At 36.5% G+C, this 14,652-nt stretch carries 9 protein-coding genes; 6 read left to right on the top strand and 3 right to left on the bottom strand.

From position 1 onward, the window contains the following. Positions 1 to 120 precede the first annotated feature (120 nt). Positions 121 to 1,332, top strand: a complete 1,212-nt coding sequence (locus tag AC6CHJ_RS02325; RefSeq protein ID WP_392995043.1) for an LCP family protein — start codon at positions 121 to 123, stop codon at positions 1,330 to 1,332. A gap of 413 nt (positions 1,333 to 1,745) precedes the next feature. Here AC6CHJ_RS02325 and AC6CHJ_RS02320 read toward each other — a convergent pair whose 3' ends face one another. Continuing rightward, positions 1,746 to 2,789, bottom strand: coding sequence for a glycosyltransferase family 4 protein (locus tag AC6CHJ_RS02320; protein ID WP_066784542.1), 1,044 nt, complete (start codon positions 2,787 to 2,789; stop codon positions 1,746 to 1,748). 624 nt (positions 2,790 to 3,413) lie between these two features. On the opposite strand from AC6CHJ_RS02320, the gene brnQ reads away from it, so the two are divergent. Both brnQ and AC6CHJ_RS02310 read left to right on the top strand, forming a co-directional pair. Further along, on the top strand, positions 3,414 to 4,736 hold the full coding sequence (gene brnQ / locus AC6CHJ_RS02315) for a branched-chain amino acid transport system II carrier protein (RefSeq protein WP_498287164.1): 1,323 nt from the start codon (positions 3,414 to 3,416) through the stop codon (positions 4,734 to 4,736). Between the two features lie 299 nt (positions 4,737 to 5,035). Continuing rightward, on the top strand, positions 5,036 to 6,613 hold the full coding sequence (locus tag AC6CHJ_RS02310; protein ID WP_147194834.1) for an FMN-binding glutamate synthase family protein: 1,578 nt from the start codon (positions 5,036 to 5,038) through the stop codon (positions 6,611 to 6,613). Between the two features lie 311 nt (positions 6,614 to 6,924). On the opposite strand, the gene AC6CHJ_RS02305 is transcribed toward AC6CHJ_RS02310, so the two are convergent. Further along, positions 6,925 to 8,241, bottom strand: coding sequence for an NAD-dependent malic enzyme (locus AC6CHJ_RS02305; protein WP_498287163.1), 1,317 nt, complete (start codon positions 8,239 to 8,241; stop codon positions 6,925 to 6,927). Positions 8,242 to 8,819: 578 nt separating this feature from the next. On the opposite strand from AC6CHJ_RS02305, the gene AC6CHJ_RS02300 reads away from it, so the two are divergent. The 3 genes from AC6CHJ_RS02300 (at position 8,820) to AC6CHJ_RS02290 (ending at position 13,067) form a co-directional block, all read left to right on the top strand. Then, complete coding sequence (locus AC6CHJ_RS02300; protein WP_498287162.1) at positions 8,820 to 10,511, top strand: methyl-accepting chemotaxis protein; 1,692 nt, start codon at positions 8,820 to 8,822, stop codon at positions 10,509 to 10,511. 210 nt (positions 10,512 to 10,721) lie between these two features. Beyond that, positions 10,722 to 12,032 (top strand): C40 family peptidase, encoded by a 1,311-nt coding sequence (locus AC6CHJ_RS02295; protein ID WP_498287161.1) that lies wholly within the window; start codon positions 10,722 to 10,724, stop codon positions 12,030 to 12,032. Between the two features lie 300 nt (positions 12,033 to 12,332). Beyond that, entirely contained in the window at positions 12,333 to 13,067 is a 735-nt protein-coding gene (locus AC6CHJ_RS02290; RefSeq protein ID WP_498287160.1) for a C40 family peptidase, read from the top strand. Positions 13,068 to 13,147: 80 nt separating this feature from the next. On the opposite strand, the gene AC6CHJ_RS02285 is transcribed toward AC6CHJ_RS02290, so the two are convergent. Further along, positions 13,148 to 14,629, bottom strand: coding sequence for a S1C family serine protease (locus AC6CHJ_RS02285; RefSeq protein ID WP_498287159.1), 1,482 nt, complete (start codon positions 14,627 to 14,629; stop codon positions 13,148 to 13,150). Between the last annotated feature and the right edge of the window lie 23 nt (positions 14,630 to 14,652).

Here is a 14,652-nt window from a genome sequence, read left to right as displayed (position 1 = left end):
CTTTACATTTTCACATAGTATAATGAAGTTCGCTATATGTGCTAAAAGAAACTTCTTTCTTTTGAATAGCGTCAAATAATTATCTACACTTAGTATTCCTAAATTTAGAGGAGATTATATATGACAAATTCTAGAATACAGGCAAAAAAAGAGAAAAGAGTGAAAAAGACGCCTAAGAAGAAAAAGTCGCGTCTCGCTTTAAAAGTCTTTTTAATTGTCATTGCATTAATGCTCGTTTCTGGCGGTGCCTATGCATACTATTTATACAAACAAGGCGAGAAGGCTGCCAACAAAGCATATGATAATGAAAACCAACGTGAAAAATCTGATTTGCGTACTGAAAAAGTTGAACCGTTGAAAGACAATATCTCAATCCTATTTGTTGGGATTGATGACAGCGAAAAACGAGAACAAGGCACTGATCATTCCCGCTCAGATGCTTTAATGCTTGCCACTTTAAATAACAAAGATAAATCAGTAAAATTATTGAGCATTCCGCGTGACTCTTATGTTTATATTCCCTATGTAGGCTACCAAGATAAAATTACGCATGCCCATGCATACGGCGGTACACAAGCAACAATCGATACTGTTGAAAACTTGTTGAATGTTCCAGTGGATTACTATTATCGATTGAACTTTGATGCGTTTATTCAGATTGTAGATGCATTAGGCGGTATCGAAGTGAAAGTACCTTACGCCCTACATGAGTTAGACGAAAATGACAAACGGACAGTTAACTTAAAACCTGGAAAGCAAGTCCTAGATGGTAGTGAAGCATTAGCGCTTGCACGTACACGCCACCAGGACAGTGACATACAACGTGGCGAACGCCAACAAATGATTTTAAAAGCCATAATTAAAAAAGCTTCTTCCGTTTCATCATTCACAAAATATGATAACATCCTTGCAGCAATCGGTAACAATATGAAAACCAATATGACGTTCGGCGAAATGAAGTCCCTTGCGGCCTATGTGAAAAACGGGATGCCAAAAGTTAAGTCGCTTTCATTAAAAGGTAACGATGATATGTCTACAGGTGTTTACTACTATAAACTTGACGAAAATGGTTTAGCTGAAACACGCCAAGTTTTGCAAAAACAACTAGGAATTAGTGACAGTGATTTAAACAAATCAAATCAACAAACTGACAACAACACTAATCAACAAAATACTAATAATCAGCAGAACAATACTAATCAACAAAACACGAATAACCAACAGCAAAACACAAACCAACAAAATAATAATGCCGGAAACAACAATGCTGGCTACCAATCTGGATCCACTAACAACTATAGTGGCAGTTACAATTCCGGCGGTAATCAATAAAGTCGCTTCATTGGCTAATAAATAAAAAACACCCCAAACGTTAGAATCAAATCTAGCTTTGAGGTGTTTTTTGGTCTTTCACAATAATTTTTTCAATCCAAATTAGTATTGCGTAATAATAGTTTCGTTTCAAAAAGCACTTTCTACGTGCTTGTTTTAATCTCTTCGTCACTACGTTCATGCAGGACTTTATGTTCAAGTGCATTTCGTAAGAGATATCGTATCTACAACCCTAGTTAAAAAAATCCATCTATTTACTGAGTTTAATGATATTGAATAACTAAATCATCCTTCCCTATCTTTACTAAACTTCAGCTAGTTATTCATTTCCTTTATCTATTTATTAACTAAAAAAAGACGTGAAAGATATATATCTTTCACGTCTTTTAATTAGAATTTTAAATAATCACTAGTTATTTACGTCTTACTAGATTTAAAAGTGGTCGGTAATTTTGTCCAGCTAGTCCAATCGCTTCAACAAATAATTCAATGGCTATCAAGATCACCGTGATTAACAAAATAGCTCCCCATACTGTAGCCATCGAGAATGTAACTGCTGCTACTCCGAACATCGCTGCAATACCGTAAATTAACAGTACTGTTTGGCGATGAGTAAATCCAAGACTCATCAAACGATGATGCAAATGGGATTTGTCAGGACTAAATGGCGGTTGTTTATTTAATAAACGGCGCACAATAGCAAAGAATGTATCTGAAATTGGCACGCCCAACATTACGATAGGAATAACCAAAGAGATAAACGTAACATTTTTAAAACCAAGTAATGATAAGACGGCAATCATAAAGCCAAGGAACAGCGCGCCTGTATCACCCATAAAAATTTTAGCTGGATGGAAATTATAAAATAAGAAACCACAAGTACTTGCAGCAAGAATTAAAGCAATCACAAGTACAAAACCATTACTCATAATAAACGCCATACCAGCAAGTGTAACTAAAGCAATCGTAGAAACACCAGCAGCAAGGCCATCCAATCCATCTATTAAGTTAATTGCATTTGTAATAGCTAATATCCAAAGTATCGTTAATGGAATACTAAAGTATCCAAAGTCTAATTTTCCGTTAAAAGGCAAGTTGATAAAATCAATTTGAACGCCGCCAAAGAAGATGACGATTAATGCTGCTGCCAATTGGCCAAGCAGTTTTGCTTTTGGCGTAATTTCAAGCATATCATCAAGAGCCCCAGTTATAACAATCACAAAGCCGCCAAGCAAAATAGCAACTATCGATACAGACTTATCCATAGGATGTGCCACAGCAATCCCTATTAGAAAGGCTATAAAAATGGCTAAACCGCCAAGTCGCGGCATTACACTGCTGTGTACTTTGCGATGGTTTGGTTTATCAACAGCGCCAATGCGGTATGCGAGTTTCTTAACGAACGGAGTCAAGAGTATTGAAGCAACAAAAGCTACAATTAGTGCTAGGTAAGTCATATTACCCGTCCTCCTTACGAACTCTACATCATTTTATATGAAATATGCGTCCCAATAACGCAGTGATATACTATTTCTCATTAAGTACAAAGACTATTATAGCACGAAATTAGCAAAATAGCAGTCTCTTTCAAGGAATTCATTGGGCAACTCACATTCACAAATGTACTTCTTCCCCAATTCTATTCTTTATACACATAGACAAAATGCAGTCGCTCTACTTATTTCTAATCTTCACTATATATTAATTGGGATACTCTAAAATTACAAGACGTATTTAAGAACAAATTGTTCCAATTATTGTTCTTCATTTTACCAGACTATTGATCTCTTTAAAATAGAACTGTTAATAGTAAATAAATACATTTAAAAAGCCTTAAGATTTTAATGTATTCGACAAATTATAAAAATATTCATCTTTTTATCACAAAATAGTGTTTTTTTCGATATTTTTTTATGGTACTCTAATCAATAGCTTTTGAAATTTTAATTAGAATTTTCAGATATTAAATAAATTCACTTACTATTCTAATTAAAAAATGATATACGGCAAAACACAGGCCAATGAAAAACACTAAAACACTTCTTAGATTTTTCAGTGCCTAAGTAAAAAGGAGTTTTTCTATGGAAATTCAAAAACTGTCACTTGGAGAAAAAATTTCGGTAGGATTTATGCTATTTGCCCTTTTCCTTGGTGCAGGCAACATTATTTTCCCGCCATTGCTAGGACAACAATCAGGCGAACATTTTGTATTAGCCATTATAGGATTTTTAATCACAGGTGTGGGTTTGCCTTTACTAGGCGTTATTACAGTTGCTAAATCAGGTGGCGAATTACAGGATATGGCTTCTAAAGTAAGCCCATTATTTGGAATCATTTTCACAGCAATTGTTTATCTAGCTATCGGTCCTTTCTTCGCCATGCCGCGTACCGGAACCGTTTCATACGAATTAGGGGTAAAACCTTATTTATCAGAACATACCGCTTCTATGAGCTGGCCACTAATTATTTTTACAATACTCTTCTTCTTAATTACCGTGTTTTTTGCATTGAATCCAAGCAAGCTTATTGACCGAGTAGGAAAAATTCTAACACCAGCACTTCTGATTGTAATCGCGGCTCTTGCCGTAAAAGCTGTTGTAACCCCAATGGATGGAGCAGGAAAAGCGATTGGTAAATATGTCTCAAATCCATTCGGCGAAGGTTTTGTACAGGGCTATTTAACAATGGACTTTCTTGCAGCACTAATTTTCGGTATTGTAATCATCGAAGCATTAAAGGGTAAAAATATTACGCATAAACCAACTGTTGTGAAAACAACTGTTTTTGCAGCCTTTATTGCAGCAGCTGGGCTTGCGCTCGTTTATATAGCTCTTGGTTATATAGGTTCTTCCAGCTACCAATCAATTGGCCAATTTAAAGAAGGTGCAGATATTATTACAAAGTCTGCCTACATTCTATATGGACAATTCGGTAACATTTTATTAACTGCGGTGATTTTGCTGGCATGTCTGACAACTTCGATCGGATTAATGACAGCCTCATCAGAGTTTTTCTATAAATTGTTCCCATCGATTTCATATAAAACATGGGTTTGGATTTTCGCAATCTTCTCTACTGTTGTATCAAACATAGGTCTAGCACAACTAATTGCAATTTCAACACCAGTTCTATTAGCTATTTATCCGCTAGCAATTGTTTTGATGATATTAACATTGGTATCTAAATGGTTCAATGACGCACGCTCTGTATACATTACTGCACTAATCTTTACTGCTCTCATTAGTATTTACGATGGTCTTAAAGGTGCAAATATTAAATGGCCAGGCTATGAGGCATTTTTGAAAGAAATTCCACTCTATACAACAGGAATCGGATGGCTCATTCCCGCTTTAATAGGTGCAGTGATTGGCTGGATCATTTCTCTTTTCCTAAAAAGAAAATAATATATTATTATTTAAGCGATTAGAGCGAATCTCTAATCGCTTTTTATTGTGTTTTCATTTAATAGGATAAAACAATATTTTAAACCTTCCCTTTAACCAGTCATAGGCAATCGTTTACCTTCTATATAATTATTAATTTTGATTAAATTTACAACTATAAAAAAACGCTTTCAAAAATTTTATAAAAGACTCAACTTTTTAAGAACAAAAGCTTGAATTCATCTCATAGTGTGATATATTTAATACGCTATTGAGATATATTCATAAATTAGACACAAAGGATTGAGGGTGTAACAAAAATGGAGTGGTATGAATTAGTCGCTTCGATTATTTTAATTTTATTGGCAATCTTTGTCGTTGTTCTAGGGATCGCATTATTATTCCTGCAAATAATGGACAAAAAACAAAAACAACATGCCATCTTGCGAAATTTCCCGGTTCTTGGCAGGGTCCGCTATATTACAGAAAAAGTCGGTCCTGAGCTTCGACAATATCTATTCGACGGAGACAATGAAGGGAAGCCATTTAGTCGAGAAGACTTCTTACATGTCGTATTACCTGGGAAATACTTGAGTAATGTCATCGGATTCGGTTCAAAAAGAAATTTTGAAGAACCAGGATATTATATTCGTAATGCCACATTTACTAAACAAGTAGAAGAAATGCGCGTAGACCAAACACAAACAGTTGAAACACAAAAATATGTAATTGATTCAGATAGCCTAATTAGCCGTAAAGAGCATACTGAAAAAATTGTCGCTAAACCATGGTTATTGCCTGATGAAGACGCCGTTGTCATTGGACCTAATTGCCGTGAGCCTTTCCATGTGAAGAGCTTGGTTGGCCAATCAGCGATGAGTTATGGTGCTTTAGGGAAAAATGCAATTAGCGCTTTATCAAAAGGGATCGGCTTAGCCAAAGGTTCTTGGATGAACACTGGTGAAGGGGGCGTTTCCGATCACCATTTAGCGGGTGGTTCTGACCTAATCGCACAAATTGGTTCTGGTTTATTTGGCTTCCGTACACTTGAAGGCGACTTCAGTTTTGAATTATTAAAAGAAAAAGCAGCTATACCACAAGTAAAAGCATTTGAACTAAAATTGGCTCAAGGTGCAAAAACACGAGGCGGCCACGTCGAAGGCGATAAAGTAACCGAAGAGATTGCCCGTATCCGTAACGTAGTACCTGGTAAAACAATCAACAGTCCAAACCGTTTCCGCCAATTCGATGATTTCCCATCATTATTCGACTTTATCGAACAAATTCGTGAGGTAGGCGGACTTCCAGTCGGCATTAAAGTGGTTATCGGCAGTCCAGATGATGCAGACAACCTTGCTTCATATATGAAAGAGTCTGGCAAAGGCCCTGACTTCATTACAATCGATGGTGCTGAAGGCGGTACTGGTGCTACTTATCAAGATTTAGCTGATAGTGTGGGACTTCCATTGCACAGCGGTCTTGTCCTTTTACATGACGCACTTGTAAAACATGGTGTCCGAGACCGTGTCAAAATCATAGCTTCCGGTAAAATTATCACTTCAGATCGTGCAGCTGTCATCCTTGGCCTTGGCGCAGATTTAATCAATGTAGCACGTGGATTTATGATTTCAGTAGGATGCATTATGGCACAACGTTGTCACACAAATGAATGCCCTGCAGGAGTAGCTACAACAGATCCAAAACTTCAAAATGGTTTAATCGTTGATGAGAAAAAGTTCCGCGTTACTAACTATATTTTAACAATGCGGGAAGGCCTTTACCGAGTAGCAGCTGCTGCCGGCCTGGATTCTCCTACTAAATTTAATAGCGAACATATTGTCTATAAAGATGAACATGGCCGTGTATATAAAGTAGAAAACCTTAATCCTAAATTTTAATTTAAATAGAAAGAACTCCCCTGCTCTTTTAGCGGGATGGTGAATACATGCGAGTATAAGAGCGATTCCGTCGTTCTTATGCTCGTTTTTTTTCGTATAAATTCATTCGATTGTTTCAACTGATACAAATCTACCTCACTACCATCTACTAGTGCTTACATGCTTAACCATCTTAATATAAAACAATTTATATATATTTATACCTGACAAACTTAAAATTAAAGTATAAAGGCAACTTCAGTTGAAAACCCAACAAAAGTTGCCTTTTTTATTTAGAAAGCAAGGTAGGTTATTCTGGTACCCAGCCTATTTTAATCTAACTCTTTTAATGCAATTCGTTCCACTGCTTTCGCAACAGAGCTGTGGACATTCGGATCTAGTGGGTGTGGCACTAAATCGCCATTATGTGTAGCATCCACGATTGCATTCGCTGCAGCCAGCAACATCGGATAAGTAATGCTTTTTGCATTGGCATTTAAAGCACCACGGAAGATGCCTGGGAACCCAAGAACATTGTTTACAAGTCGTCCATCAGCCGCATAGGCCGCTCCTGCTTGTAATGCCTCCTCTGGTGTGATTTCAGGGAATGGATTGGATAACGCCAATATGATTTGCCCTGTTCTCACCATGCTTGGTTTAATAAGACCTTTGACACCGGTTGTCGCAATCACAATATCACATTTTTGCATGAGCTCTTCTAAAGAATTCATAACTGTACCACCGAAACTGCGTAAGCGATCACAAGAACTTTCTTGTAAATCACTACCACACACTTCTTTCACGCCATACTCAATCAGCATACGAGAAATGGCAAGTCCTGCAGCTCCAAGACCTACTTGTCCAACAACTGCTTGTTTTAAGTCAACGCCTGCATAACGGCTAGCAGATAAAACTGCAGCTAATGTTACAACCGCAGTACCATGTTGGTCGTCATGCATAACAGGTATATTTAAATCTTTCTTTAAGCGTTCTTCGATTTCAAAGCAATGAGGTGAACCAATATCCTCTAGAAGAATCCCGCCAAACCCTTGTGAAATATGTTTTACTGTTTCAACGACTTCATCAGGATCACTCGTATCAAGTAGTATTGGTATACCGCTAATTCCTGCAAATTGGTCAAACAGCACAGATTTGCCTTCCATGACAGGCATCCCAGCTACAGATCCTATATTACCAAGCCCTAAAATAGCAGTACCATCTGTGACAATCGCTACTGTATTACCAATGCTTGTAAAGTAATTTGCTTTCTCAGGTGAACGCTCAATTTCTTGGCAGACACTTGCCACGCCAGGTGTATAAATACGTCGAAGATCACTAAGTGAACGAACATCAATCTTCCTGGACATATGTATTTTTCCACCTTCATGAGCCTTCATTACATCGTCGGAAACAGCGCGGACAGTAATATCTTCTAAACCATTTAACGCACCCACAATGGCATCCAATTGTTCTACACTGTCGCATGTACAAGAAACATCACGAATTGTAGACAACGTGCCAATCTTTAGCGTCTTAATATCGCCGATATCGCCACCTTGGTCGCCGATCGCTTTTGCAACTTTAGCGAAATTCCCTGGTTTTGATGGTGTTTCTACTATTAGACTACGTATAATATTTTGTATTGCCATATATTTTCCTCCACCTTACACTATTATGACTATTTTGTGACGATTAGAAATACATTCTACCCCTTTCGTCTTTAAAGGTAAATATACTCCCTATAAACTTACAAGATTTCTGTTCAAAATAAACGAAATAGAGGTTCTTTCATTATGCTAAAAGAAAAATTAATTCAATTAGAAATTAAGTGTATAGAAGTTGTAGTACTTAGTTATACTGGAAATATAATCATCCAACTCCCATAGCATATTTCGATTTGAAATATAAATTCATGTGAAAAAACCTTCCCCCAAGAGAACCGCTTCCCCCTTAGCGGTTCTTTTACTATTTAATCCGACTTATTTCCCGAGGAATAACCTTTATTTTTATTTATTCCCCTTGTATTGATTACTAAATCTTCTCTTTTACACAGTAATTCTATTTTATTTTAAAGTAATCATCTTATTTTTGCACTAAATTATGAAAAATTTGTCGAAAATGCAAACATGCCTATTTTCAGATGAGGCAGTTACATTTATACTAGTAAAAGTATAAGTAAATTCAGTCAAAAGTTACAAAATCCATTGTGAAAATATGAGGTGTGGTAATGAGCATTAAAAAGATGATTCGTCTGACAATCATAATTACAGCTATTTTAGTTATTCTAAACGGATTAAGTTTAGGCTATCTGGCAAAAAGTATATCCAATCAAAACAAAATTGAAAGAATTAACCGAGAAGATAGTTCAATTGCTCTTTCATTGATGAAGAATACTGAAACAAAGTCTTCTAATATTCGTACATACGCAGAATCTGGCTCTAGCCGTTTCTTACAAGCTTATGAGCGTGAGGTCCAATCCTCACTAAACGCTGATGAGACTTTAAAAAAATTAAAGAGCAATCAACTTCCAGAAGATATTATTGCTCTTGCCGAATATGCGATTACACAATCAGAACAACTTAAACCACTAGAAGAAAAAGCAATCTCATTAGCAAAATCCGAGGAATTCGTCCAGGCAAAAGATATACTTTATGGAACTGAATATAGTTTATTAAAAGATAATATCAGCAGCTCTATTGATTCTTTTGACAAATCATTAAAAAAATTAACAGCAAAACAAGTAGCAAAAGCTAAAACGCAGGTAAAAGTGAGCATTATCACAATGGCGGGCCTTCTAGCGCTATTTATGATTTATATTGCAGTAGTTCTATCTTATTTTTCTCATAAAATGAAACCTATATACTCACTAAAGAATTTTGTTTTAGAAGTAGCGAATGGCAATTTAACAATTGAACCAATTCACCATGGACAAGAAGATGAAATTGATGAACTTTCGGAAGCATTTAATGGCATGTATCAAAATTTAAGAGACATGATCCATACATTAACTCAAACGAGTGAACATCTAGCAGCTTCTTCCGAAGAATTGTACGCGAGTACTGAGCAAACCAATAATACAACTAAAATTGTAAGCCAAAAAATTGATCAGCTTGCACTTGATTCTGCGATGCAAACTGACTACTTAACAAATGGAACAAATTCAGTGAATGTTGTTGCTAGCCAAATTAGCGCTGTAGCCGAATCAGCTGCTTCCGCTGCTAAATCAGCTGCAAACTCATCAGACAAAACGGTATTTGGCGGAAAGCATCTAAAGAATACGGTCAAACAAATAAAAGAGATCAAAGCAGAAGTGGCAGAAACCCAAACTTCTTTATTAGAGCTCGCGAATAGTTCAAAGAGAATTAACAGCATGCTTTCTACGATTACTGAAATTTCGGAGCAGACGAATCTGTTAGCACTTAACGCAGCAATAGAAGCGGCTCGTGCCGGGGAGCATGGTAAAGGTTTTGCGGTAGTGGCCGGGGAAGTTCGAAAGCTTGCAGAGGAATCGGCACGTTCAGCGAATGAAATACGTGAAACAACCGAAAATATCGAAAAGTATATGCATAAAACAGTACAGCAAATGGAACAAGTCAATTTAAAGGCTGATGATGGTTTCAACAGTATTCAAACAACAGGTAAAGCATTCCAGGAGATTTATACAATGTCTATTAATCTTTCTAATGAAATAAAAGAAGTATCGACTATTACCGAAGAAATGGCAGCAGCCTCTCAGGAAACTGCAGCTTCCCTTGAAAATGTAAATGCTATTTCACAAGAAACAAATTCAAAAACTCAAGAGATTGCTAACCTGAGTGAGGAGCAATATGCAATTGTTGAAGAAATTACAGCCTCAGCAGAAGAGTTGAGCCAGTTAGCAGAAACATTAAACAAACAGATACAAGTCTTTCAAGTGTAAAGAAAAAGCGCAAATTGCGCTTTTTTTATTTTCACCTACTTATTTAATGGTCCTTTAGTAGTTACCACTCCTACATATATTTTAAAAATATTTCAATCTATCTATCAAAACTCCCTTTTTTCGTCAGTTGATTGTATTAAATCCCATTTTTCTCTACAATACAGTTAATAAAATATACTCATAAGATCCAACCCAAAAGGAGTGACCTATATGAAAAAAGCAATCGTTTCTGCTCTAGCTGTATGTGCTACCACTTTTGTAATACATGACCAAGATGCGAAAGCAAGTACTAATACATACAAGGTAAAAAGTGGTGATTCACTATATGTCATAGCAAAAAAGAAAAATACGACAATCACCAAACTTAAAAAACTGAACCATCTGACTTCAGATCTTATTTATGTAGGACAAACCTTAAAAACCTCAGGCTCAACGAGCAACAGTGCGAGCAAGAAAACCTCTGCTCCGAAAAAAAGTACAACAAGTAAAAGTACAACTGTTACGAAAAAGTCTGGTACGTACAAAGTAAAACCAGGAGATTATATCGCAAAAATTGCAGCCAATCATGGTATTACATTATCAGCCTTAATGAAAGCTAATGGCCTAAAAAATGACCTTATTTTTGCTGGCCAAACATTGAAGATACCTGGCTCAAGTACTACAGTCACTCATGTTTCTTCTAACAAGAATAATTCTCCAAAACCAACGACAAGCAAAAAAGCAACGACCTACACTGTCAAATCAGGTGATTATGTAGGAAAGATTGCTGCAGCTTTTAACGTATCCATTGCGTCAATCGAAAAAAATAATAACATAAAAAACCATGTTATTTATGTTGGTCAAAAGTTAAAAATTAATGGGTCTTCAACAAAACCAGCAAGCAATAACACGAAACCAGCGACACCTAGTAAGACTCCAGCAGCACCTTCAAACGCAAAAAAATATACTGTGGTGTCAGGTGATACGCTTTCGGTAATAGCTCACAAATTTGGTATAACAATCACACAGCTAAAATCTTGGAATGGATTAACTTCAGATATGATTCGCGTTGGACAAGTCCTCGCAGTAAAAAATAGCGGAACAACAGTCCAACAAGATAAAGAGAATACAACAGGTGTGTCTAATCCAACACCTGGACAAGCGTCATCTACTGTATTAAAAAATGCTATTAATATTGGGCTTTCTATGAAAGGAACACCTTATGTATGGGGTGGTTCTTCGCCAAGCGGCTTTGATTGCAGCGGTTTTATTTACTATGTATTTAAACAAGCTGGCTATAAAAACATCAGCCGCACAAGCGCTGCTAGCTATGAGGCACGCTCTTACTATGTTTCCAGTCCGAAACCTGGCGATCTAGTATTCTTTAAAAATACGTACAAGACTGGTATCTCGCATTTAGGGATCTATATTGGGAATGGCCAATTCGTCCATGCCGGCGGTGATTATGTACAGGTATCTTCGGTAAATGAATCTTATTGGAAGAGCCACTTTGATAGCTATAAACGATTTTATGATTTATAAGTTATAAATTTTCCCTATATTACTAACTTTTAAACCTTATCTAATATTTTTGGATAAGGTTTTTTTACATTGAGAAAGCCTGATATATCAACGTTTTTGTCGAAGTGTAATCATTATGCTCTATTTTTGTTACAAGACTGTAATATAACTGTAAACGAAATAGCATTGTTAATTTATCAGATTTTTTATAAAGTTATACTTGTAAAAAACGAAACAAAACATAACATTTGAACTATAATGATTGAACTTAAATAACTACGAAATATAAAAAAACTTACTAGAATAGTTGGAGGACCTTTCATGAAAAAGAGAACTTTCTTAACGGCTATCGCATCAGGCGCATTAGCATTAACAATTGGATTTGGCCAAGTAAAAGCAGCAGAACAACATGATACAGCAACTACTACAGAACATACATCTATTACAATGGTTTCAAGCTCACAAGCTGTTAAAATCAGCGGCAAATACCATGTTACTGCAAATTCCTTAACATTACGTAAGTCACCTTCTCTAACTGCTGGAAAGTTAGGTTACTTCAAAAAAAATAAAACTGTAAATGCAAGCTACAAAAAAGTAGTGTCAGGTAGAACATGGTTAAAAGTTAGTGCACAAGGCAAAACAGGCTGGATGTCTGCAGCTTACTTAAAAGCTGGCGCTGGCGTTAAAACAACTTCTTCTAGTACAAATCAAAGTGATATTGTAAATACAGCTAAAAACTACTTGGGTGTTCCTTATGTTTATGGTGGAACCACTCCATCTGGTTTTGACTGCAGTGGTTTTACACGCTACGTTTTAAGCAAACATGGTATTACTTTACCACGTACAAGTCGTCAGCAACGTGCTGCCCTACCATATACAAGCAATCCACAACCAGGAGATTTAGTATTCTTTAATGTAGGTGGCGGTGCTATTACACATGTGGCAATTTATGCAGGCAATGGCATGATTGTTCATGCAGCAGGCAGCCATGTACAATACCAAACAATGAGCACTTATTGGAAAAATTACATTCATAGCTACGGTAGCATTCGCTAACTGAATGTTATAAGTAGTGCCCGTTAGAACAAATATATCGTACGTTAAAAAAGCTCAGCTAACGTAGCTGAGCTTTTTCATTAGGATGCAGTTTGATAAGTTTCTTCTTCACTTGCAGGTTCAGTTGACTTTGGTTCTACAACTGATTTGTTTTCCTTAACACTTTTCGTTTGAACTGCTGGTGTTTCTTCATCATCAGTATCTTGCTCTGTTGTCTCCAATTCTTCTGCAGAGGCTCCATCGTCTTGAGTACTGTTGATCGTAATTTCTTTAAATTGATAATCCGCATAGTCGTCGATAACAATTTTATAGATTATTTTTTCTTTTAATTGATGCTCTTGCTTATTTTTATCTACATAAGTGAATGTAGAGTCAACTTCGGCAGTCGCATAATCGTCTGTGATTTGAATATTGCCGATTGAATGTTTTAAATCTTTATACTTTCTGCCATCAGCTGTGTATGTTTCTAGCATCTTAGATGCAGCATTTTGCGCTGTACTTCCTGGTAGGATATAGGACTCATATGAAGGTCTTTTAACTGGGTCTTTAATAGCAAGTGGTACAAGATCATAGAAGCTATCGATATAATCTTTTATCAAGTCTTTCCCTAGATATGCTTCATCTCTGTGATCATTATCAAAATCTTGATCGTTATCAATATCGATCTCTACATCTTTGTTTGACCATCCTGTAATTAAATTCATTATTTGTTTAATTGGTATAGCGTAACCTATTTCAGGTTGATCTGTTAAAATAATCGAATTAATACCAATTACGTTACCTGTTTCTGCATTAATCAGCGGGCCACCGCTAGAACCGGGATGCAAACGAGCTGTCATTTCATATAGACCGCTATATGTGTATTCATCCGTAAACTCTGCGCCAATGTTTGTGATTTTTCCTTCAGTTGAAGTGCCGCCCTTATTATTCGGGCTACCAATTGCAATAACAGGCGTGTTAAGTCTTGCTGGTGCTGTATCTAAAACGAGCGGATCTTTCCCTTCGAGTTCTGGTACACGTATAAGTGCAACGTCTGTCTTTTTTGAAATTCCAATGACCTGACCTTGAAACTCTTGGCCATGCTCATTTGAAACTAAAACATAAGAAGCATCTTTCGCGACATGGGCATTCGTGATAATGTCTCCTTTTTTGTTAAATAGGAATCCAGAGCCTTGCTGCAAATCTGTCACGATCGTATAGACTTGCGTTTTAGCGTTTGCAATAATTGCAGAGGTATCATTTTTAGGCATAACAACATTTGTTTCTTCTTTGGTCGTCGTTGGTTGGCCAGTTGCAGGAATATCATTAGTCACACTGCCCTCTTGACGGCTAGCTGTCACCTTATCCTCTTGTTCCTTTTTCGGTTCTTCTTTCTTTTTTGTCTCTTCCTTTTTAGGCTTATTGATTTTTTCTACTTTAATATGTTCATTTTCATTTGCTGACTTTTCATTTTTGGTTAGGAGCATAAACGCACCCAAGATAATGGCTGCCATTAAAACAATGGATACAGCTATTCTTTTGATGGATGCTTTCTTTGGCTGATACCGTCGATTTTTAGTCATCACACATCCACTTCCTATCATTA

This window comes from Rummeliibacillus sp. GQ308 (assembly GCF_059759115.1).
The sequence above is the reverse complement of the archived record's forward strand: the minus strand, read 5'-3'. Positions and strand labels throughout refer to the sequence as shown.